General features: G+C 63.8%; 13 protein-coding genes. All 13 read left to right on the top strand.

Annotated features, from left to right (window positions below; translation table 11 throughout):
* The first annotated feature begins 98 nt into the window (after nucleotides 1–98).
* The 13 genes from BBIA_RS00625 to BBIA_RS00565 all read left to right on the top strand — a co-directional run bounded on the left by BBIA_RS00625 (nucleotide 99) and on the right by BBIA_RS00565 (nucleotide 23,124).
* A complete protein-coding gene (locus BBIA_RS00625; RefSeq protein WP_081891755.1) occupies nucleotides 99–1,232 on the top strand; it encodes a LacI family DNA-binding transcriptional regulator in 1,134 nt (377 codons plus the stop codon).
* Nucleotides 1,233–1,544: 312 nt separating this feature from the next.
* Nucleotides 1,545–5,579: a hypothetical protein gene (locus BBIA_RS13130; RefSeq protein WP_051923598.1), complete on the top strand. Its 4,035-nt coding sequence runs from the start codon at nucleotides 1,545–1,547 to the stop codon at nucleotides 5,577–5,579.
* Nucleotides 5,580–6,091: 512 nt separating this feature from the next.
* Entirely contained in the window at nucleotides 6,092–6,766 is a 675-nt protein-coding gene (locus BBIA_RS00615) for a YczE/YyaS/YitT family protein (protein WP_033492445.1), read from the top strand.
* A gap of 450 nt (nucleotides 6,767–7,216) precedes the next feature.
* Nucleotides 7,217–8,299: a hydroxyacid dehydrogenase gene (locus tag BBIA_RS00610; RefSeq protein ID WP_051923597.1), complete on the top strand. Its 1,083-nt coding sequence runs from the start codon at nucleotides 7,217–7,219 to the stop codon at nucleotides 8,297–8,299.
* A 1,006-nt stretch (nucleotides 8,300–9,305) separates the two neighbouring features.
* On the top strand, nucleotides 9,306–11,006 hold the full coding sequence (locus BBIA_RS00605) for an ABC transporter substrate-binding protein (protein WP_033492447.1): 1,701 nt from the start codon (nucleotides 9,306–9,308) through the stop codon (nucleotides 11,004–11,006).
* Nucleotides 11,007–11,582: 576 nt separating this feature from the next.
* Nucleotides 11,583–13,085, top strand: a complete 1,503-nt coding sequence (locus BBIA_RS00600) for a glycosyl hydrolase family 28 protein (RefSeq protein WP_033492449.1) — start codon at nucleotides 11,583–11,585, stop codon at nucleotides 13,083–13,085.
* 252 nt (nucleotides 13,086–13,337) lie between these two features.
* A complete protein-coding gene (locus tag BBIA_RS00595) occupies nucleotides 13,338–14,489 on the top strand; it encodes a Gfo/Idh/MocA family protein (RefSeq protein WP_033492451.1) in 1,152 nt (383 codons plus the stop codon).
* Between the two features lie 159 nt (nucleotides 14,490–14,648).
* Nucleotides 14,649–15,467 carry a 3-ketoacyl-ACP reductase gene (locus BBIA_RS00590; protein ID WP_033492453.1) on the top strand — a complete coding sequence of 273 codons (819 nt, stop codon included), beginning with the start codon at nucleotides 14,649–14,651 and terminating at the stop codon, nucleotides 15,465–15,467.
* 77 nt (nucleotides 15,468–15,544) lie between these two features.
* Nucleotides 15,545–17,617: an FAD-binding protein gene (locus BBIA_RS00585; RefSeq protein WP_033492455.1), complete on the top strand. Its 2,073-nt coding sequence runs from the start codon at nucleotides 15,545–15,547 to the stop codon at nucleotides 17,615–17,617.
* Between the two features lie 93 nt (nucleotides 17,618–17,710).
* A complete protein-coding gene (locus tag BBIA_RS00580; protein ID WP_033492457.1) occupies nucleotides 17,711–18,559 on the top strand; it encodes a sugar phosphate isomerase/epimerase family protein in 849 nt (282 codons plus the stop codon).
* Between the two features lie 272 nt (nucleotides 18,560–18,831).
* Nucleotides 18,832–19,236, top strand: coding sequence for a MarR family winged helix-turn-helix transcriptional regulator (locus BBIA_RS00575; protein WP_238548384.1), 405 nt, complete (start codon nucleotides 18,832–18,834; stop codon nucleotides 19,234–19,236).
* 227 nt (nucleotides 19,237–19,463) lie between these two features.
* Entirely contained in the window at nucleotides 19,464–21,317 is a 1,854-nt protein-coding gene (locus tag BBIA_RS00570) for an ABC transporter ATP-binding protein (protein ID WP_081891753.1), read from the top strand.
* Nucleotide 21,318: 1 nt separating this feature from the next.
* Nucleotides 21,319–23,124 carry an ABC transporter ATP-binding protein gene (locus BBIA_RS00565; protein WP_033492459.1) on the top strand — a complete coding sequence of 602 codons (1,806 nt, stop codon included), beginning with the start codon at nucleotides 21,319–21,321 and terminating at the stop codon, nucleotides 23,122–23,124.
* The last annotated feature ends 335 nt before the right edge of the window (nucleotides 23,125–23,459 follow it).

The following is a 23,459-nucleotide window of genomic DNA, read 5'->3' as shown; positions in this document are numbered from 1 at the left end:
GTCGCCCGAAGTCCCGATCGGACGCGGCCCGCAGACGCGCCTTGCGCGCGTTCCCCATCCCCAAACCGTTCACCTGATTGACCAACGAGGCGATTACCATGTCGAAACCAGTTACGCACACCACGCGAGGCAATGGGAGACGAATCGTGGCCGATCAGATCCAAGGCGGAAGCAGCCAACATCAGACCATCGACAACGGCAAATCCAAGTCCGGTCCGGCGAAAACCGGCAATCTCAACATCCGCGACATCGCGAAGGCGGCGGGCGTGTCCGTCGCGTCCGTGTCGCGCGCGCTCAACGGGCAGCCGGGCATCTCCGAAGCGACCCGCGAACGCGTGCAGGCTGTGGCCAAAGAACTCGGCTATGTACCGAACGTTCATGCCAAGGCGCTGACCACGCCGCCCAACGCGGTCACACTCGTCGCCTCCGGCATCTCCGGCGGCACCTACGCCGACATGATGGCCGCCGTGGACGAGGAAGCGTACCGCCAGCATCTGAACTTCCGCCTGTTCTCCACCCGGTTCAAGGGCATGAGCGGCGACGAGATGGCCAGCCAGCTGCTCGCGCAGCGCTCGCGCATCGTCGTCGTGATGGAAGGATCCATGTCGGACGACACGTTCTCCGGCATCATCGACCAGTTCGACCAACAGCCGGACACGTCGCTCGTCGCGCTTGCGCGGCCGCGGCTTGACTTGCCCGAGTCCGTCGCCGTGGTCGACTATGACAACGAGGCCGGCATGCGCGAGCTGACCAACTACATGATCTCGCTCGGTCATCGCAGGTTCCTGTTCGTGGGCGTGCGTGAGGGCGAGCCGGTGTTCACCGCGCGCTATCAAGGGTTCTTGGGCGCACTCGCGGATGCGGGTATTCCACACGATCCGTCGCGTGACGTGGCGTACAGTCGCAACCGTGTGGAGTCGGCGGGCAATTTCCGTACGGCTTGTCGTGCGGGGTTGGATTGCACGGCGATCGTGGGCGTGACCGATGAGGTCGCGCTCGACGTGATCCTCACGCTCAAGAAGATGGGCAAGCGCGTGCCGTACGACTATTCGGTCGCCGGGTTCGACGACATGCCGTATGCGGAGGGTTTGATCGTGCCATTGACCACGGTGCGCGCGCCGTTCGCCGAAATGGGCGAGATGGCGGTGAAGCTGCCGTTGGCGGGGGAGCGGGACATCATCCTGCCGACCCAGCTGGTGGTGCGCGAGTCGGTCATGCCGCCGCGGGCGTGATGTTCGTCGTGATGTTCGTGGCGTTGGCGTGGGCTGCGGGCGGTTGCTCTCGCCGATGTCACGGAACGGGCGCTGTTGGCGTGACATCGGTGAGGGTGTGGATCGGTTACCAGCGTGAATGTCACGCTCATGGCGTGATGCGCGTGACATTCATGCTGGTAACGGTGCCGTGGTGGCGTGAATGTCACGCGGCCGTCACGCAGCCGGCGCGTGATCGGGCAACGCTCGGCTCTTCGAACCTTCACCATTCCCTTAAATCATGGTTATTCATGGTCGGCCGCGATGGCCGTCCGCAATCCAAGGAGTAGTCTCATGCGATATCTTCCGGAACAGACCGTGGTCGACGTGACGCGGTGGGAGCGCGCAGGCGTGCCCGGCGGGGTGCGGTTCACGCATCCGAATCCGAATGACAAGAAACTGTGGGATGTGCACGGGTTCTGGGAGTCGAACGATCACGCGGCCGACGTGCTTGACTGGTACGGTCTCGAGCTGGCCGCGGACGTGACGGTTCCGACGCGGGTGACGGTGACGCTCACCTGTTCGCTGTGCCGCAATCCGCGCGAGGAGGCGTTGCCGGAGGTGACGGCCGCGGCGGTGCTGGTGCCGGGCGCGCCCACGTTCGTGCCGTTCGCGCAGTTCTCGTTCGACGAGGGCATGGGCGTGCTGCCCAAGGGCGTGGTCGCCGTGACCGTCGCGGCCGATGACGGTGACGCCGAGAACGAGGTCGAGCCGACCGTCGTGCGCTTCATCGCCGCGCGCGAGCTGCTGCTCGGCTGCGCGGTGCGCGGTCGCGCGCTCGTCGCGGCCGATCCCGCGTCGACGGCCTCGTATGACGTGACGCTGGTGAACATGCTCGACGCGCCACAGACCGTCACCGCAAGCGTTAGGCGTCACGGCAAGGAAGTCCTCGCGACCGAACTCGCCGACGTGACCGATGCGACGACGATCGGCGAAAACGACCGGTCCGTGCTGCCGTCCGTCAGCGGCGGGTCGCAATATACCGTCGAATCGGACGCGTCGGCTGCTGCGGCCGACGAACCGGCTTCGGCAACGGCCGCGGCCACGACGGCGTCGGTCGTCGCATCGAAGTCGTCGGCCGGACAATCGTCGTCGCAACAGTCGGCGTCCGGCCCGCTCGTCGTCACGCTCCAGCCGCGCGAACGCCGCGTCGTGCGTCTGACCGTGCACTCGTCCGAACGTCTCGCGCCGTACGGGCACGAGGACCAGCTGCTCGTCGTCACGTCCGCAAGCGGCGCGTCGCAGACCATGCGGTTCGTCACCGTCAACCACTCCGACGACTACCGCACCACGCTCACCAAAGCGGACATCGACGGCATCAAGCACAAGATCGCGACGCAGGACTGGGCCAAGGCCGCCTATCGGCAGCGCTACGAGCAGGCCGAACGCTGGCAGGTGCCCGCCGTCGACCCGGCCGCCGACCACCTCTTCCAGACGCGCAATTCGGACGAAGCGTACAACTGCGTGCTCATCACGCTCCTGAGCGGCGAGCGCCGGTTTGCCGAAAAATCCGCGCGATTCCTGCGCGAAATGATCGCGCCTGACGGCTACTTCCGCACCATCAAGGGCGGCAGCCAGGAGCTCGTGCACGAAGGCGAGTTCTTCAAGTTCATCGCGTTCACCGTCGACCACATGCGCGGACTCGACCTGCTGACGGACGCCGAGGTGGCGCGCGTGCACGAGTGTTTCCGCACGTTTATGGAGATCATCCGCTGCGAGATGATGAAGGGCAAGCTGTCCAACTGGCAGCTGTGCGAACTGCAGGGCTGCATCGAATGCGCGGCCGAAATGCAGGACATCGAGGAGATGGACTACTTCATGCACTGCGACGGCGGCATCCTCGACCACCTGTCGCGCGGCGTGCTCGACGACGGCTGGTGGTACGAGTCCGCGATCGGCTACAACTATCTCGCCATGGGCACGTTCCTGCAGCTCATCACCACGGTCGACAAGTGGGGTTTCAACCTGCGCGACATCCAAGTGCCCGCCAGCTACGGCCGATTCAGCGCGTACGACGACCCGATGCTGCCCGCCGCCGACCGCATCGACGGACTCACCACCGAAATCTGGGGCAAGTTCGAACACAACACGCGTTCCGTCAAGCAGCTCGTGGATTCTTTAACCCCGTTCTTCAGCCACGACGGCGTGATCTTCGGCATGAACGATTCGAGCGAGGACCGTGCCCCCGCCTACCAGCTCATGGACCCGCGCTACGATCTCGCATACCGCATTTACCGTGAGCCGTCGCTGCTGCCGCTGCTCGCCACCGTGCCGCCGGAGAAGCGCGACCTGTGGTACGGCGTGGACGAGCTGCCGGCGGTCGACGCGGCTGCGCTGTCGGCGTTCGGCCGCTCCGTGACCTCGCCCGTGGGCGGCATCACGATGCTGCGTTCGCAGAAGCCGGGCCGTGATCTGGGCGAGCAGTATCAGGTGACGGTCAAGACCGGCGTGCTCGGCGGTGCGCACGGGCATTATGATCGTCTGGCTTTGAACTCGATCCGCCGGTTCGGCAAGAACTTCTACAATCCGGAGAACGTCTGGTACTCGTACCACACGTTCATGTACAAGTTCTACGTGCAGAACTCGGTCACGCACAACATGGCGCTCGTGGACCTGAAGCAACAGGATCCGACGGGTGCGAAGACGTTGCAGTTCCGCTCCGATCCCGATTTGCAGGTGGTGGTGCAGGAGATCGTCACGCGCTGGTGCAACCCGCCGTACGGCGGCTGGGTCGTGACTTCCGGTGCGGATTTCGCCGAACAGGCGTGGATCGAGGGACGGTTTGTTGCGCTGCCCGAGTCGGGAGACGCGCCGAAGTACGCGTCGCGCAGCGGCTACACCGAGCCGATCACGCAGCGTCGCGCCACGCTCGTGACCGACGACTACATCGTGCTCGTCGACTACCTGTCCGGTTCTGCGGAACATCAGTATGACGTGTTGATGCACGTGAATGGTTTGCGTTCGATCGTCGGCGAGCACGGGGGAGCGTTGGCGTATCCGTGCGACGATCCCGCGGACCGTGACCACTTCGCGTATTCAACCGGCGGTGTTGCGTCGGACGGGACGATCGTCGATTCGGTCGTCGCGGGTGTCGTGTCGGCGAACGCCGGCGAACACGGGTCGGATGACGGTGTGGCTGCCGACACGGCAGCCGCCGGCATGACGGTCGACGTGACGCCTGATCTGATGCCTGATCTGACGCCTGATCTGACGTATCGCGGCGTCGAACCGAAGCTTGACCCGTCGCCGCTGTCCAGCGGACAGTTCATCACCGACTGCCATGTGTTCGATGCGCGCGGCACGGTCAAGACGTCGTTCGACGTGGACATGAGCCAGTTCAACGGCGGCAAGTGGATGACGAACACGCGCTCCAACCACAACGCGCCCGGCATCATGCACATGGACGTGTGGTCGGTCGCGCCGGCTTCGCGTCAGATCGTCGTCGGCTGCGACCCGGAGTACTACCAGATCCAGCAGAAACTGCACTACGCGGTGTTCGCGGGTCCCGTGGCGGGTTCGTTCGTCAAGCCGGCGTCCGTGGCCGAGCTGAGCGTGGCGGCCGCGGGCGCTTCCGAGACCGTTGCGGCAGGCGCGTCGGCGCTGGTGCTGGCTGATGACGCGTTCACGCCGGACCGGTACGTGGGCGCGCAGCCGCTCGCATCGGGCAAGTTCGGCGCGTGGATCTTCGGTGCGGGCGACGTGGACGTGGCGGTTCCGGAGGATGCGAAGTCGTTGACGTTGCAGGCGGTGAGCGATGAGTCGTTCGTGGCGGAGGAGAACGAGCATTGGCCGCCGGTCCCGAGCCTGTTCTGGGGCAATGGCATGGTCGAGTGCGCGGACGGGATGAAGGTGCCGATCCGTTCCCTGCTGTACACGGTGGAGAACACGGTGCCCGTGCCGGCCGATGACCTCGACTACGAGGGCGGTCCGGTCAAGATCGACTCGAAGCGCATGGCGACGAGCATCCCCGCCTCTCCGGCGGACGCGGGTGCTCCGGCCGTGGTGCGCGTTGATCTGACTGCGGATCTTGTTGCGGCGCATGGTGGTGCGGTGCGGTTCATGGCGACGGTCGGTGCGGACTATCCGATCGGCGATGAGCGCGACCGCCGTCGCACGCTCGACATCCGCGCGCACGGGCGCACAGGCAGCTTCGTCACCGTCGTCGAACAGCACGATGGCACCCCGCAGGTGCGTTCCGTGCGCGAAACCCCGACGGCGGACGGTCGCGGCGGCGTGATCGAGGTCGGTCTGGCCGACGGGCGCACCCAGCGCATCACCGTTTCCGACATGACCCTCGCCAACGCCAACATCACGCTGAGTGAGGAGTAGCCGGACGGTCATGAATCGATCGTGACGGGTCTATCTGCGATTTGAGAGGCAGTTTTCGCGTTCTGCACGGGTCTATCTGCAAACTGAGAGGCAATCGCTTCGGGCGGCCGGCCGAAAAACGGCTGCAGTCCGCTTGGACGATGGCGTTGTTCGCTGGTCATATCATGTATGGCTGCCTCTCAGTTTGCGGATAGACCTTTGTAATTCGTGGAAACTGCCTCTCTCTTTGCGGATTGTTCTTTGCAGGCGCGAAATACGGCTCTTGGGTTCCGGGTGCGGGTGTGGTTGAGGGGCTCCTGTGGGCCTATTGTGTGCTTTTCATGGGTAAGCGTTTGCCGTTAAGTTCATTGCATGTGTAGTAAATCGTTGGTTAAGCGTGTCCTTATTATGGTAAGCGCTTACCGAGATGTGGTATAGTGAGGGTCAGGTTGCACAACGAGTCCGTGTTCCTCCCCGGTCGTTGTCGACGAGCCGGCGGAGCAGCGGGACGCACGTAAGGGGAGGAATGAAATATGCCATACATCGTCAAACGAATCATCTGCTTTCTGGCCGGACTTGCCGTCGAATCGTTCGGCATCGCGCTCATCACGAAAAGCGATCTTGGCACCTCGCCGATCTCGAGCATCGCATGGGTGACGACGCTGCGATTCCCCCAGATCAGCTTCGGCGTCACGACCTTCGCGGTCAACGTCGCGTTCCTCCTCATCGAGATCGCCCTGCTGCGGCGCGACTTTCACCCCGTTCAGTACTTGCAGTTGGCGGCCACGTTCTGGTTCGCGGCCACGCTTGACGTGAGCATGCGCCTGCTGACGTGGTTCGTGCCGGACGCGTGGTGGAGCCAAGGTGCCGGACTGCTGCTCGGCTGTGCGATCCTGGCGCTCGGCATTTGCATGGAGGTCGCGCCCGGGCTCATCATGGTGCCGGGCGAGGGCGTCGTGAACGCCTTCGCGATCGTGACCAAGGTGCGTTTCGGCACGGTCAAGGTCTGCTTCGACGTGTCGCTGGTCATCATCGCTGGCATCATGTCGTTTGTCTTCTTCGGCCGCGTCGACGGGCTTGGGGTCGGCACGGTCGTCGCCGCGGTTATCACCGGCCAGATCGTCAACCTGATCAACCGCTTTTGCCGGTTCGTTCCGGCAAAGCCGCGTGTGAGCGTCCGCCCTGCCGTGGCGGGCGTGCGGTCCTGATGCTTGGGCATGCCCGGCATGGCTTGTATGGGGTGAGAGCGCTGAGCCAGTTCCCGGGATTGGCCGCCAAAATCCCGGGAACCAGGAACCGCACAATAACGCACATCGGCATAGCTGTGGATCGTTGAAATTTCAGGCAAAAGCATGTTCACACGAACATGGGCTGGTTCCCGGGATTATTGCCGGAAAATCCCGGGAACCAGCAATGCGACTGCGTGCGAGGACCGGTGGTTGCTGTCGGTGAAGACCAATTGGGGCCGGTGGCTGTCCGGTCAGGGGCCGTCGGGGTTGACTTGGATATGCGTGGCGTCGGCACATGTTGTGATCGCCGGTGTTGATGGTTGCTCCTCATACAAGACATGGCAAATCGTCGGAAAGCGTTTTCAACTGCCGTACAATCAATCAGGCAAGAGATTGTGCCGAACTTGAGCAGCATCGAAGGAGCGCCCTATGACGCAGGAATCATTGCAATCATTGGACAATGTCGAAACGCAGTGCGAAAACAGGCCGTTCGTCATATTCTCGTTCCGTCCGGCCGATCTGGTCGACAAGATCATGGGCCGCGACGCGTGGCGTGAGCTCGAGTCCGTGGCCGACTGGGACCGCGACGAAAACGGTCGCCCGGTCGTCGTCGAGGACTTCCGCGACCCGGCGAACGCCGAACGCATCGCCCGCGCCGACTACATCATCACCGGCTGGGGCGGCGAAAATCTGATCGACGAGGCCGTGCTCGCCTCCATGCCGCGCCTGAAGGGCATCTTCGCCGCAAGCGGCGCCGCGGCGCGCATCTTTACGGACGACACGGCTGCAAACGTTGCCAAAAAGCGCGGCATCGAACTGTCGAACTCCGGCTACATCAACGGCCTGCCGGTCGCCGAATACTGCTTCGCGAACATCCTGCTCGCCAACAAGCAGTTCTTCCGCGCCGAACGCATGTACCACGAACAGCGTGGCTGGGGCGCGTGGGTGGACGTACAAAGCGTGTTCGCGAACGTCGGCAACTACGAGAAGACCGTCGGACTGGTGTGTGCGTCGTCACGCATCGGCCGTCGGCTCATGACCATGCTGCAGATGACGCGGCTGGACGTGCTCGCGTACGCGATCGACATGTCCGCCGACGAGACCGCGTCGTACGGCGCGACCAAGGCCGATCTCGACACGCTGCTGCGGCAGTCGGACATCGTCTCGCTGCACGCTCCCGACATTCCGCCCCTGCGTGGCATGATCGGCGCGCGTGAGCTTGCGCTGATGAAGGACGGCGCAACGCTGCTCAATTCGGCGCGCGGCCGCGTGGTCGACCACGATGCGCTGATCGCGGAGCTCAAGACGGGCCGCATCAACGCGATCCTCGACGTGACTTGGCCCGAGCCGCTGCCGAGCGACTCGCCGCTGTGGGACATGCCGAACGTGATCCTCACGCCGCACATCGCCGGCTCGACCGGTTCCGAACTGCATGCGATGGGCCTGAATGTGACCGAGGAGCTCGCCCGCGCCGTCGCCGGCAAGCCGCTGAAGTACCGCGAGGAGTACTGAGCGGGGTGACCGAGTGCTTCGCTTCGCTGCTGGGACATGTGGGGATGGCAAGTTTCAAGAGCGTTGCGAAGGGCGCATTGCGGGGTAGACCGCATTGCAGGGGGAGCTTGCATTGCAGGGGAGGGACATGCGATGGAAAAACGGGGGATTGTTCCATCGCATGACCGGCCGACTGTTCACGCGATGGATTGAAACGGTCCAATGCTGTCCCGTGACCTCGAAATCCTTCGAAATTCCGTGCAATGGAGGTCACAGGATGGAAAATCAGGATGTTGTTCCATTCCGTGATTGTACGGATAATCATGGGATGGCATGGAGGAGTCAATTTCCATCGAGTGACCGTGTAATCGCTTCGAAATCCCTGATGCCGAGGTCACGGGATGGATTGGAGCGTGTCAATTCCATCGCGTGACTGGAGCTGGTGTCATGCGATGGAATCTGGGCGCATTTTGCCATCGCGTGACTGTGGAATCGCTTCGAAACCTCTGACATCGGGGTCACGGGATGGATTGGAGCGTGTCAATTCCGTCGCGTGACTGGAGCTGATGTCACTCGATGGAATCGGGTTGTATTTTGCCATCGCGTGACTATGGAGTACTCTCATCGGACATTTGGATTCAGAACATCAGGTAGCTGGATCCGTTTTGTCATTTGGGTGTGCGTGTGTGCGGGCGTGGATGTGCGGGTGCGGGTGCGCGTGTGCGGATGTGCGGGTGTATGTGCACGCGTGCGCGTGCGGGGGTGCCGTGCATTTGCAATCGTGAGTATTGCTGCATCGCGATGGTTACGTAACCTGTTACGTAAACTTGAGGCACACTGTTGCGGTTGTTTGCATGACTGTTTTTGTTGAAAAATGGCCCGAAACGCCGAAGTTGAATATATCTTGACACGATTCAAGGAAAGCGCTTTAATGTAACCAGTTCCGCTTTTGAATGGATTCAAAGAAATATCGAAATGGTTTGAAAGCGGTGCTGAACCGAAGAAGTTTCGAGCAAGGGAAGCAACAATGACCAAGTCTTCACGTTGGAATGGCAAGAAAGCGGTTACCGGCATCGCGGCCGTGGCCGGCATCGCCATGATCGTCCCGCTGGCCGCATGCGGCGGCACCAACACTGCGAGCAGCTCCAACGAGATCTCCATCTTCACGCAGAACGCCACGTACGAAGGCCAGCTCGACGGCTACGTCGGCAAGTGGCTCAAGGACAAGACCGGCCTGACCGTCAAGGTCACCCCGTCCACCGTCGGCGGCACCGACCGCTTCCAGACCAAGCTGACCACCGGCCAGCTCGGCGACCTGATCGCGTTCAACAGCCGCGACTCGCTCAAGCAGGCCATTGACGCCGGCGCGGTCGAGGACCTGAGCGCGTACAAGAGCAAGCTGCCGAACGCGTTCCGCTTCACTGACGCGATCAACCGCATGACCAAGATGGACTCCGGCAAGGTGTACGCCATCCCGGCCGGCGCCGCGCAGAAGGCCGAACTCGGCAAGGGCGACCCGGTCAACGTGCCGAGCTTCCGCTACGACTACTACAAGGAGCTCGGCTCCCCGGAAGTCAAGACCTACTGGGATTACAAGGACATCGCCGAAAAGATGGCCAAGGCTCACTCCAAGACCGAGAAGGGCGACAACATGTACGCGCTGAGCCTGTTCGGCGGCTGGGACACCACCTCCGCCGGCCAGCTGCGCTCCATTGCCACCGAACTGGGCTGGATTACCAACGATGGTGTGAACTCCTACGACTTCATCAACCTTAACCCTGCGGAGAAGAAGGTCGAGGACATCCTCGCCGACGGAGGCACCTATCTGACCGCGCTCAAGTGGGCTAACTCCATCCATCAGGACGGCCTACTCGATCCGGATTCCGCCACCCAGACGTGGGACGACTACATGAAGAAGGCCGAGAAGGGCCAGTCCGCGATGTGGGTGTACGGCTACCTCGGCAACCTCAACTACAACCCGGTCAACAAGGACATGACCGCGCAGAACAAGGGCTACGAGCGCGTCCCCAGCGACGACGCCATGAGCTATCAGGCCACCTCCACGCTCGGCTCCAACTGGTTCTGGGGCCTCGCCAAGAACTCCAAGAACAAGGACAACGCCGTGAAGTTCCTCAACTTCATGTACGGAGACGAGGGCTCCTTCGGCTTCGAGAACGGCCCGGAGGGCGTGCTGTGGAAGCGCAACGCGCAGGGTCAGCCGGAGCTGACCGACCTCGGCAAGGGCGACTGGAGCGCCGAAGTGCCCGCGAAGGACGGCGGTGGCAAGGTGCAGGACACCTTCAAGGCCCGCGTGAACACCTCCACTGGCACCCCGACCGGCAAGGACTACGACTTCCCGGTGGTCTACAACCAGTGGGACTCCTACCTCAAGGGCAACGCCAGCTCCCTCGACAAGGAGTGGACCGCCGACCACGACGGTGCGCTCAACGTGCAGGAATACCTGATCAAGAAGGGCCAGGTCAAGGGCTTCAAGACCCCGGACTTGCCGTCCATCGAATACAGCGATCAGGACAAGGTTATCAAGAGTCAGGTCGGCGACGTGATCAAGCAGTACTCGTGGAAGATGATCTACGCCAACTCCGACTCCGAGTTCAACAGCCTCGAGAAGGACATGGTCGAGAAGGCCAAGTCGCTCGGCTACGACAAGCTCGTCAAGTTCGAGACCGGTTATGCCGACAAGTTCTTCGACAAGGTCCAGATGCTCTGATGCTCTGATGCTCTGATGCTCTGATCGCGGATGCGGAACCCGCCATATCGACCATTCCGGTTCCGTCGGCACCGGTTCGATCGGCGTTGGAGGGCGGGTTTCGTCCGGGATTCTGACCGGCATTCCGGCCGAGGTCTCGGTCGGAATCGGGATCGGGATTCGAAGGGTTGAGTCCTCATTCGAGGATGATTCAAGAATGATTCCGGGATAATTCCGTAACGACCCGTTTTCACGACCTGTTTTCCGTTCGACGAGTATCGGCTGACGCATCGTCCGAACGGCATCGATTCTTCCTTCTGACGGGGGTGTCAGCGGGAACAGCCAGGGAAGGGGCGAGCGACGCGCAAAGCGCCGCCCGCCCCTTCGCCTGTCCGACGATCCGTTCGGCGGACAGGTGTTCGGACATGCCGACCGATGCGCTGCGGCGCGGACTCGCCGGACAGACGATGCTGTCGTGTCGTCGTGGCATCGGCCGCAATGCACTATGCTGGACATCAGCAGTAAGGGTAACTAGTTACGCACGTTGCGCGGCGATGACCGCGCGCAACGGCGACATCACAACGAAAGGTGACGATCATGAATACATCCAACGCCGGCGCCATCCGCGTCTACCCGGCCCCGGCCGGCGCAACGCTGCGCAAGGAATACAGCGTCCGAGTCCGCCCACTGGCCGCCGGCGAAGTCCCGACCGACGACGACGCGACCGCTGAAGGCTGGCAGTCCGTCCCGGTCTACCGCGTCAAAATCGACTCGCACTACGTGCAAGAGTCGTCGATGTGCTACTTCGACTTCTCCGGCCGCGTCGAGGTCGAAGTCAAGGTCAACGGCTGGTTCTACACATATCGCGCCGACGTGCGCCCGCTGTCCGTCGGTGTCGAGCCGCACGTGCAGCCCAACCGCGTCACGTTCACGCTCGACCATCCCGCCAACCTGAGCGTCGAGCTCAACCGCGAACGTCACCACAACCTGCACGTTCTCGCCGGCCGTCTGCTCGACGACTACGATCAAGCCGATGTGACCGTCGAGCACGTGCTCACCATCGGCCCCGAACTCAACGACCAGATCGAGCGCGCGCGTGTCGGCAAGCACGGCAGCGGCGACGAGCGCGTCGTCGTGCGCATCAAGCCGGGCTACTACTACCTGTTCGACGGCGAGTGGCGGCTGCCGTCGCACGTCGACGTGATCCTCGAAGGCGGCGCCGTGATCGAGGGATCGCTCATCATCGACCATGCCGAGGACGTGCGCGTGCGCGGCCGCGGCGTGCTGTATCTGGCCGACTTCAAGCGCTTGGCCGGCACGAACGGCGTGATGGTCACGTTCTCGAAGCACGTCACGCTCGAGAACCTGATCCTCATCAACCCGCCGCACTATTCGGTGTTCATGGGCAAGTCGCAGGACGTGACGATCCGTTGCCTCAAGTCGTTCAGCTGCGAGGGCTGGTCGGACGGCATCGACATGATGGCGTGCGAGGACGTGGAGATCGCCGACTGCTTCCTGCGCACGTCCGACGACTGCATCGCCGTGTACGGTTCGCGCTGGGAGTACCGCGGCGGCTCGCGCAACGTGCATGCACACGGCTGCACGCTGTGGGCCGACGTGGCGCATCCGATGATGATCGGCACGCACGGCGACCACGAGCACGACGGCGACGTGATCGAGCGCATCAGCTTCGAGGACATGGACGTGCTCGAACACAACGAGTACCAGCCGAACTATCTGGGCGTGATGGCGATCAACGCGGGCGACAAGAACACGGTGCGCGACGTGCTGTGGAAGAACGTGCGCATCGAACGCATCAGCCACGGTCGTGTGCTTGACATCGAGACCAAGTGGAACAAGGACTACAATCCGGCGCCGGGTCGGCTCATCGAGAACGTGCGCGTCGAGGACGTGGATGTGACCACCGGCGCGGTGACGGCCGGCGACGAGGAGCCGTCACTGATCGGCGGCTACGACGCGGAGCATCCGGTGCGTGGCGTGCATATCCGCAACATGCGCCGCGACGGGGTGCGTTGCGTTTCGCTCGCCGATGCGAACGTGCAGGTGCTTGCGAACGCCGCCGACGTGACGATCGAATAGTCGCTGCGTTTGGAGCATATATAGGCAACCGTTTACCAATTTGGTAAACGGTTGTTTTGTTTTGGGTGGCCATGTTTTCGGCGTTTCTTGTGATTTGCGTTGATTGGGGGAGTGGTGTATATTGAAAACCAACGGAAAGCGCTTACCAAATAAAGCCGGATAAAGCAGTGCGGCAACGCGGCAAGTGCCGAACGAAGACGAAAAGTCAAGAACGTGACTGCAAAGCCGCAATCAGCGAAAGGAACCATCATCATGGCAGACAAGACCATCGGAGTCATTCTCAACGGCGCAACCGGCCGCATGGGCTACCGCCAGCACCTGTGCCGCTCCATCCTGCCGATCATCGAGCAGGGCGGCGTGGAGCTGAGCGACGGATCGCGCGTCCAGCTCGACCCGATCCTCGTCGGACGCCACGAGTCCAAGCTCAAGGAAGCCTCCGAAAAGCACGGCGGCCTCAAGTACACCACCGACCTTGACTCGGTGCTCGCCGACCCGGCCTACCCGCTGTACGCCGACTTCCTCGTCACCTCCGCCCGCCTCAACTCCCTCAAGAAGGCCATCGCCGCTGGCAAGGACATCTACACCGAAAAGCCGCTCGCCGAAACCTACGAGGACGCGTGCGAGCTCGTGCGCCTCGCCGAGGCCAAGGGCGTCAAGACCGGCGTCGTGCACGACAAGCTGTTCCTGCCGGGCCTCCTCAAGCTCAAGCGCCTCATCAAGTCCGGCTTCTTTGGTCGCATCCTCTCGGTCCACGGCGAATTTGGCTACTGGGTGTTCGAAGGCGACTGGCGCGAATCGCAGCGCCCGAGCTGGAACTACAAGAAGGAGCTCGGCGGCGGCATGATCTCCGACATGTTCCCGCACTGGAACTACGTGATCGAAGGTCTGTTCGGCAAGGTCAAGTCCGTGTACGCCGAGGCGAAGACCGAAATCCCCGAGCGCGTCGACGAGCAGGGCAACACGTACCAGGCCACCGCCGAGGACGCCGCCTACGCGATCTTCGAGCTCGAAAACGGCATCACCGTGCAGATGAACTCCTCGTGGAACACCCGCGTCTACCGCAACGAGCTGCTCGAATTCCAGATCGACGGCACCAAGGGCTCCGCGGTCGTCGGCCTGTTTGGCGCCGAAATCCAGGTGCGCGACGCCACCCCGAAGGCGTTCTGGAACCCGGATGTCCCGGATCCGCACCACTACATGGACAACTGGCAGGAGATCGCCACCGACGAAACCTTCGAAAACGGCTTCAAGGCCCAGTGGGAGGAATACATCCGCTCGCTCGTCGAAGGCACCCCGTACCCGTACGACTTCGCCTCCGGCGCGCGCGGCGTGAGGCTCGCCGAGCTCGGCTACGAGTCCGCCGCCAAGGGCGTCAAGGTGCTCGTGCCGGAAGGCCGCTACTGAGCCCGTTTTGCTGAGCCCGTTCGACCGGCAGACGCGTCGCGCGGCGAACGCACCGCGCGACGCGACGAAACGCTTGACTCCCTCGGCCGGCACGGCCGGCGGCTCCCCCGAAACAGACAAACGGCTGGGAGAGCCAGGAGGCGGAAAGGAATGCGAATCATGACTGACAACAACATCAACGGCGGTGTCAAGGTTGCGCTCGTCACCGGCGGCAACCAGGGCATCGGCCTGGGCATCTCCAAGCGGCTCGTCGCCGACGGTTTCGCCGTCGACATTCTCGCCCGCCGCGAGGAACCGGCCGACGTGATGGCCGAACTGCGCGAGATCGCCGGCGACCCGTCCCGTGTGCGCTACGTGCGCGGCGACGTCACCAGTGCCGAGGACCACCAGCGCTTCCTCAACGACGCTGTCGAGGCATGGGGTCGTCTCGACGTGCTCGTCAACAACGCCGGTGTCGCGCCCACCGAACGCAAGGACCTGCTCGAGGCCACGCCGGAAAGCTTCGACCGCGTGCTCGGCATCAACCTGCGTGGACCGTACTTCCTGACCCAGGCGTTCGCCAACAAGGTCATCGCGCTACGCGGGCCGATCGAAAACCTTCCCGAACCGCCGGAAGGCCCGGTCGCCACCATTGTCAACGTGTCGTCCACCTCGGCCGAAACCGTCTCGATCAACCGCGGCGAATACTGCATCTCCAAGGCCGGCGTGCATATGGCCACCGAACTGTGGGCTGTGCGCCTCGCCCCCGAAGGCATCGTCGTGTACGAAGTGCGCCCGGGCATCATCGCCACGCATATGACCGCCGGCGTCAAGGACAAGTACGACGCGTTCTTCGCCAACGGCGGCGCGCCGATCGCCCGCTGGGGCAAGCCCGCCGACGTGGCTGGCGCGGTCTCCATCCTCGCCTCCGGCAACACGCCGTACGCTACCGGCGACATCATCAACGTCGACGGCGGCATGCACATTCCGGTGCTCTGACCGGCGAAAACGCGCGGAATCCCGCAACAACGCCGAGTCGCGCAGGATCGCAACACAAGGACCACCAAGGACCACCAATGACACAGCACACCATGACCATCGCCGGACACGACGTCCCAGTCGTCGACCGTCAGGCCGTCGTCGTCGGCACTGGATCGGCCGGATATTGCGCGGCCGAACGGCTGTACGACATGGGCGTCACCGACATCGCGATCGTCACCGACCGCATCGACGCCGGCACGTCGCGCAACGCAGGCTCCGACAAGCAGACCTACTACAAGCTCACACTGTCCGGCGGCGACCCCGACTCCGTGCGCGACATGGCCGAAACGCTGTTCGCCGGCGGCGCGGTCGACGGCGACGTGGCGCTCGCCGAGGCGGCCTGCTCCACGCAGGCGTTCCTGCACCTGTGCGAGCTCGGCGTGCCGTTCCCGCGCAACCGCTACGGCGAATACATCGGCTACAAAACCGACCATGATCCGCGCCGCCGCGCCACGTCCGTCGGCCCGTACACGTCCAAGTCGATGGTCGAGCACCTGCAGAAGGCCGTCGAGGCGAAGGGCATCGAAACGTTCGAATTCTGCCGCGTTGTCGACGTGCTCGTCCACGACGGTCAAGTGATCGGCCTGCTCGTGCTCAACCGCCGCGCCGAACCGGGCACCGACCAGCCGCGCTTCACCGTGTTCCGCACACCGAACATCGTGTACGCGACCGGCGGTCCGGCCGGCATGTACGCGAACAGCGTGTACCCGAACGGCCAGTGGGGCGCATCCGGCGCTCCACTACGCGCCGGCGCGAAGGGCAAGAACCTGACCGAATGGCAATTCGGCCTCGCCTCGCTCACCCCGCGCTGGAACGTTTCCGGCACATACATGCAGGTGCTGCCGCGATTCGTCTCCACGAACCCGGACGGTTCGGACGAGCGCGAGTTCCTGACCGAGGCGATCCCCGACTATGGTCGGCAGCTCTCGCTCGTGTTCCTCAAGGGCTACCAGTGGCCGTTCGACATCCGCAAGGCGCGCGACGGCTCGTCGCTCATCGACCTGCTCGTCTACCGCGAGACCGTGCTGCGCGGCCGCTATGTTTATCTCGACTTCCGTTCCAACCCGATGCGACCGGAGCTCGACGCCGACGCGCTCGCCCCGGAGGCGCGCGAGTACCTCGACAAGGCCGGCGCGCTGTTCGGCACGCCGATCGAACGCCTGCGCCACATGAATGAGCCCGCGTACCAGTTCTATCTCGACAAGAATCCGGGCGTCGACCTCGAGAAGGAGATGCTGCGCGTCGACGTGTGCGCCCAGCACAACAACGGTGGACTGACGATCGACCGTTGGTGGCGGTCCAACATCGACGGCCTGTTCCCGTGCGGCGAAGTCGACGGCGGGCACGGCGTGTATCGTCCGGGCGGTTCGGCGCTGAACGAGGGTCAGGTCGCGGCGTTGCGCGCGGCGACCTGGATTGCCGCTTACCGTGCCGATTTGCCGCTGACGGACGACGTCGCGTTCGCCGAATACGCCGCGCCGACGGTCGGGCATGCGTTCGATCTGCTCGACTCGGCGTGCGCTCGCGCCGAGGCCGTGGGCGGGACCGACAACGTCGGCGACTATCTCGACGACGTGCGCCGGCTGATGAGCGCGAAGGCCGGTCCCGTGCGCAACGTCGACGACGTTCGCGCCGCACGCGACACGGTCGGCGGCTGGCTCGCCGACTACGATCGCGCGGTCAGTGCCACGGCCAAGTCGCGCCGCAGCATCGACCGCGTGTTCCTCGTGCGCGACATTCTCACCAGCGCGTACACGTACCTCGGCGCGATGGCCGAGTACGCCGAGCATGCGCACAACACGTCGCGCGGATCCGTGCTGTGGACCGATCCGAACGGCACGCTGCCGGTCAAGGGATTCGGCCCGGACGCGGACGCGCCGATCGACCTTGACGATCGGTTCCGGTTCACGCTCGACGGCGGGCGACTGGACGGGGAAACGCAGGAGACGACGTTCGTCGCGGCCGGCGCTGACGGTGCAGCTGCCGACGTTGCCGGCGAAGGCGGTTCGGTGACGTGCGCGTGGCGGCCCGTGCGGCCGATCCCGGAGGACGACGACTTCTTCGAGAACGTGTGGCGCGACTACCGGGAAACCGGCAACGTCGATTGACCGGCTCGCGCCCAACCCGTACGCAGCTCGCGTATGGGCTGCGCGCATCGCATGTACGTAGAACAATGGCTTGTTGCAAAGGAGCTATGCATTATGACCAATCCGATTCTGTCGATGAACCAGGCGACCATCAAGTACGCCGACCTGCGCCAGACCCTCGACACGCTGACCGCCGCCGGCTACCAGAGCGTCGGCCTGTGGCGCGAGCCGGTCGAGGCCGTGGGCGTCAAGGAGGCCGTGAAGATGGTCGCCGACTCCGGCCTGCGCGTGTCCACCATGTGCCGCGGCGGCTTCTTCACCATGCCGGAGGGCGACGACCGCCGCGCCTCCATCGACGACAACCGCAAGCTGATCGAGGAAACCGCCGCATTCGGCTGCAAGGTGCTCGTGCTCGTCGTCGGCGGCCTGCCGGCGGGTTCCAAGGATCTGATCGGCGCCCGCGCGCGCATCTCCGACGCGCTCGCCGAACTGGAATCCGACGCGCTTGCGGCCGGCGTGACGCTCGCCATTGAACCGCTGCACCCGATGTACTGCACCGACCGCGCGTGCGTTTCGACGCTCGGCCAAGCGCTCGACATCGCCGCGCCGTTCGACCCGAAGGCCGTGGGCGTGACCGTCGATACGTTCCACATCTTCTGGGATCCGCAGGTGCTCGACTCGATCGCGCGCGCCGGACGAGAGGGCCGCATCGCCACGTATCAGGTGTGCGACTACCGCACCCCGTTCGAGAAGGACGTGCTGCTGAGCCGCCACTACATGGGCGAGGGCGTGATCGATTTCAAGTCCCTCACCGAGGCCGTGGCCGCCACCGGCTGGCGCGGCGACATCGAATGCGAGATCTTCAACCAGGCCGTTTGGGACACCCCGTTCGACCAGGTCGCGGCCCGCGTCTCCGACGCCTTCGACAAGGAGGTCGCGCCTTACTGGCCGGTTCAGGCGTGACGCGGCCGGTGCTTGCCTGAAGTTTCTTTTTGTGTAGCTGCATAAGCGGTCCCCTGCACGTGGATGCGTGCGGGGGATCGCTTTTTTGTCCTACAATGGGACTGTTGCGAGTTTGCATGGGTTTGCGTGGATACGGAGGCTGGGATGAGCGCGACGAATGATGATGTGCGGGCCGACGTTCCGCGCGACGACTTGCGTGACGACGACGGGCGTGCGGCGGAGTCGATTCCCGACAGCTCGACCGGTTCTTCGAGGAGCTGCGCCGCATCGACGTGGCGTTCGCCGATTACGGCCGGCGGCTGGGCGTGGCGACCAGCGTGATGTGCGTTCTCGACTATCTCAACGACCACGACGGCGCCTCGCAGAAGGACATCCGCGAGTACACGATGCTGCCGCGGCAGACCGTCAACAACGTGATCTCCTCGTTCGTGGAACAGGGGTACGTGACGCTCGGCGAAGCAGGGGAGGGCGCCGGGGGAGCGGGCGACAGGCGGGTTAAGTCGGTGCGGTTCACCGAAGCGGGCCGCCGCTACTGCAACGCGCTCATCGCCCCCGAACGTGCTGTCGAATACCAGGCGATGAGTCAACTTGACCCGGCCGAACGCGACGCTCTTGTGCGGAGCATGGAGATATTCGGCCGCGAATTCCGCCGCCGCCTGCGCGAGGCGCGCGTCTGACCGACGTTGCGCGCGGTGCGATTCGGGTTCCTGGGACTCGCCGTGGTTGACTTTTGTCCCAAAGTGGGACAATATGGGGTGGTGTGCTCGTGGCAAGGATGATTGCGGGCGCAATGAACAAGACAAACAGAATATGGCGGGCCGAACCATCGGACGGGTTGGATGGCGATGGGCGTCGGCCGCCGAAGACAACGACACAGAGACACTGACAGGGAGTTGGATACCACATGCGGCTGGTCGCACGTTTCATGAGACCATACTGGGGGCTGTTCGCGCTGACGCTCGTACTGCTGTTCTTCGACGTGATTGGCGCGCTCGTCATCCCCACCTTCGTGGCCGAACTGCTCAACGAAAGCGCGTCCGGCGCCACGCTCGACACCATGATCGCGACCGGCGTGCAGATGGGCGCCGCCGCGCTCATCTCCGGATCCGCGGCCGTGGCCGGCGGCTGGTGCTGCTCGCAGCTGACCAGCAAGGTCGGCAAGGACATGCGCATGGCCCTGTACAAGAAGTCGCTCGACCTGTCGATCTACGACTTCCGCAACTTCGGCACCGCATCCATCACCACACGCACCATCAACGACATCGTCAACATCCAGCTGGCCATGACCAACGTCATGGGCATGCTGCTGCCCGTGCCGATCATCTTCGTCATGGCGCTCACCCTGTCGTTCCGCCTCGACGTGGGCATGTCGTTCGGCCTGCTCGCCGTGATCGCGTTCGTGTGCGTCGTCGCGTTCTTCATCATGCGCAGCGCGTCCCCGCTGTTCCGCCGTTTGCAGAAACTGCTCGACCGCATCGGCGCTGTGCTGCTTGAAAACCTGACCGGCGTGCGCGTCATCCGCGCGTTCGGCAAGGAACGGCACGAGCGGAACCGCATGGACGACACGTTCACCGACTACGCGGTCACGTCCATCAAGGCGAACCGCCTGTTCGCGAACCTCGACGGCCTCGCGTACTCGGGCATCAACGTGTTCGTCGTCATCGTATACTTCATGGCCGGCCCGCGCATCGACGCCGGCGGATTCCAGATCGGCGACATCACGGCCATCGTCGAATACTCGGTCATGGCGCTGTTCTACCTGATGATGGGCCAGATGGTCATCATCACCCTGCCGCGCGCCCTCGAATGCTGCGAACGCGTGCGCCTCGTACTCGACCACAGCCCGCAGATCCTCGACCCGGCACCGGCCGACGCGGTCGACATGAACGGTCGCGGACCGCTTGCGGACGGCGAAGTGCTCGCGTTCCGCGACGTGACGTTCCGCTTCGCCGACGCGCAGGAGGATGCGCTGCGCCACGTGAGCTTCTCGTGCAGGCGCGGCCAGACGACGGCGATCATCGGCGGCACCGGTTCGGGCAAGTCGACGATCGCGATGCTCGCGATGCGCTTCCACGACGCGACGTGGGGCGAAGTCACGCTCGACGGCGTCGACGTGCGCCGGATGCGGCAGCATGATCTGCGCACGCGCGTCTCGTACGTGCAGCAGCAGGCGTGGCTGTTCTCCGGCACGATCGCCGACAATCTGCGTTACGGCGACCGCAACGCGAGCCGCGAACGGCTCGATCATGCAATCGACGTGGCGCAGGCGCGCGAATTCGTCGACTCACTGCCCGACGGGCTGGATTCGCGCGTCGCGCAGGGCGGCACGAACTTTTCCGGCGGACAGAAGCAGCGACTGTCGATCGCACGCGCGTTGGTCGGCGACGCACAGCTGGTGATCTTCGACGACAGCTTCTCCGCGCTCGACTTCCGCACGGACGCGGCGCTCAGGCACGCACTTGCCGAAGAGACCGACGATCGCGCGGTGCTGATCATCGCGCAGCGCGTGAGCACGATCCAGCACGCGGACCAGATCGTCGTCCTGTCGGACGGCGAGGTTGCGGGCGTGGGCAAGCACGACGAGCTGATGCGCACGTGCGCGGTGTACCGGGAAATCGTCGAATCGCAGACCAAGGAGGCCGCCGAAACGGGCGGTGAGGTGACACAGGCGACACGGCAGGACGTGGCCGAGCTCGCGCGAGCCATTGCGGAACCGACCGACACAACGCCGGACGCAACGCTGGGAAAGGAGGCGTGACATGGAAGAGAACGAACTCGAAGCGCCCAAGGACGCGATGGGCACCGCCAAGCGCCTCTTCGCGCAGCTCAAGGAGCAGCGCGTGCGGCTTGCGATCGTGGCCGCGTCGATCCTACTGTTCACGTTCTTCCACATCGCCGCGCCCATGTACAGCGCGATCGTGGTCGACGCGATCTGGAACGCCGTGCAGGCCGCATGGAAGGCCGGCACGCCGTACGCGCTCGACTGGAACGCGGGCGGCGTCGGCTGGCCGATCGTGACGCTCGCCGTCCTGTACGCCGGCGAGGCCGCGTTCTACTACCTGCAGTCGTATCTGATGGCGTCGGTGGCGGAAAACCTCAACCTGTCACTGCGCAAGCAGATCAGCGCGAAGATCCAGCGCCTGCCGCTGCGCTTCTTCGACCGCAACAAGCCGGGCGAAGTGCTCAGCAAGGTCACCAACGACCTTGACCGCATCAGCGAGGTTATGCAGACCGGCCTGCTGCGCCTGATCACCGCGATCACCACCATCACCGGCTCGCTGGTGATCATGATCTGGTACTCGTGGCTGCTCACGCTCGTGTTCCTGTGCTTCATGGCGTTCAGCCTGTGGGTCACCAAGCTCGTGGCGCGCAAGAACCTCGAGGTCGCGTCCGCGCGCCAGGAGACGGTGGGCGAGTTGACGGGACTCGCGGAGGAGTATTACAAGGGCCGCAACATCATCAAGGCATACAATCGCGAGGCCGACAGCGTCGCCGCGATGGAGGACGCCGCCGAGCGCACGCGTCGCGTCGCGCAGATCGCCGACTTCATCACCATGTCCGTGAACCCGCTCATCCGCATGATCTCGCGTTTCTCGCAGATGTTCGTGATGGTGCTCGCCGGATGGATGGTGATCGGCGGGCGCATGAGCGTCGGCGTCGCGCAGGCGTTCTTCCAGTACGTGATCCAGGTGTCCGAGCCGATGACCGAGGCGAGCTACATGATCAACTCGCTGCAGTCGGCGCTCGCCTCCGCGGAACGCACGTTCGCACTGCTCGACGAGGACGAGGAATGGCCCGATCCTGCGCCGGAGCTTGCGGCGCACGTGCCCGAGCCGGTGCGCGGCCGCGTCGTGTTCGACCACGTGCGCTTCGGATACGAGCCGGACAAGCCGCTGATGAAGGATGTAAGCTTCGTCGCCGAACCCGGACGCAAGATCGCGATCGTCGGCACGACGGGCGCGGGCAAGACCACGCTCATCAACCTGCTCATGCGCTTCTACGAGATCGACGGCGGACGGATCACGCTCGACGGCGTCAATACGGCGGACATGACGCGCGGCGAACTGCGCCGCGAATTCGGCATGGTCCTGCAGGACACGTGGCTGTTCGGCGGCACGGTTGCGGAGAATCTCGCCTACGGACGGCCGGACGCGACGCGCGAGCAGATCGTGGCCGCCGCGAAGGCCGCGCGCGCGGACTATTTCATCCGCACGTTGCCGCACGGCTACGACACGATGCTCGACAACGAGGCAGGCAACCTGTCCGTCGGACAGCGCCAGCTGCTCACCATCGCGCGCGTGTTCCTCGTCGACCCGCCGATCCTGATTCTGGACGAGGCGACCAGTTCGGTCGACACGCGCACCGAGGCGGAGATCGGCAAGGCGATGGCCCGGCTCATGGCCGGACGCACGAGCTTCGTGATCGCGCACCGCCTTTCGACCATTCGCGACGCGGACCTGATCCTGTACATGGAGCACGGCGACATCGTCGAAATGGGCGACCACCACAGCCTCCTTGCCGCCGGCGGCCGCTACGCCGCGCTGTACAACTCCCAGTTCGCGTAACCCTGCCTCTTAATTTCTTATCGGTTGTCGGAGAGAAAGGTCGTCGACGGGCCCACATTCCTGTTCTTGATGGGAATGTGGGGAAATCCGTACCATTTCTTGATGGGAATGTAGGGATGGGAATGTAGGGAAATCCGTATGTGGGGAAATCCGTACCGCGAAGGGCTCGAAAATGAGCTTGAAAATGAGCTCGAAAATGGGCCAAAAATGGGCCGTTAACTGTCATCTTGTCCCCACATATCTTGTATGACTCCTGCGGAGGTGTCCACATACCGCAGCGGGAGAAGGCGGGGAAGAGGACGGCGGCGTATCCTCGCTGAGGTTGCGCGCCGCGG

The sequence above is a fragment of the Bifidobacterium biavatii DSM 23969 genome (genome assembly GCF_000741165.1).
GTDB lineage: Bacteria > Actinomycetota > Actinomycetes > Actinomycetales > Bifidobacteriaceae > Bifidobacterium > Bifidobacterium biavatii.
This window is presented reverse-complemented; position numbering and strand designations above follow the sequence as displayed.

Bases quoted from the DNA above. Each gene is read 5' to 3' on its own strand.
- BBIA_RS00625 (WP_081891755.1), top strand. From the start codon at position 99: ATGTCGAAACCAGTTACGCACACCACGCGAGGCAATGGGAGACGAATC.
- BBIA_RS00590 (WP_033492453.1), top strand. From the start codon at position 14,649: ATGACTGACAACAACATCAACGGCGGTGTCAAGGTTGCGCTCGTCACC.
- BBIA_RS00610 (WP_051923597.1), top strand. From the start codon at position 7,217: ATGACGCAGGAATCATTGCAATCATTGGACAATGTCGAAACGCAGTGC.
- BBIA_RS00600 (WP_033492449.1), top strand. From the start codon at position 11,583: ATGAATACATCCAACGCCGGCGCCATCCGCGTCTACCCGGCCCCGGCC.
- BBIA_RS00605 (WP_033492447.1), top strand. From the start codon at position 9,306: ATGACCAAGTCTTCACGTTGGAATGGCAAGAAAGCGGTTACCGGCATC.
- BBIA_RS00615 (WP_033492445.1), top strand. From the start codon at position 6,092: ATGCCATACATCGTCAAACGAATCATCTGCTTTCTGGCCGGACTTGCC.
- BBIA_RS00565 (WP_033492459.1), top strand. From the start codon at position 21,319: ATGGAAGAGAACGAACTCGAAGCGCCCAAGGACGCGATGGGCACCGCC.
- BBIA_RS00570 (WP_081891753.1), top strand. From the start codon at position 19,464: ATGCGGCTGGTCGCACGTTTCATGAGACCATACTGGGGGCTGTTCGCG.
- BBIA_RS00580 (WP_033492457.1), top strand. From the start codon at position 17,711: ATGACCAATCCGATTCTGTCGATGAACCAGGCGACCATCAAGTACGCC.
- BBIA_RS00585 (WP_033492455.1), top strand. From the start codon at position 15,545: ATGACACAGCACACCATGACCATCGCCGGACACGACGTCCCAGTCGTC.
- BBIA_RS00595 (WP_033492451.1), top strand. From the start codon at position 13,338: ATGGCAGACAAGACCATCGGAGTCATTCTCAACGGCGCAACCGGCCGC.
- BBIA_RS13130 (WP_051923598.1), top strand. From the start codon at position 1,545: ATGCGATATCTTCCGGAACAGACCGTGGTCGACGTGACGCGGTGGGAG.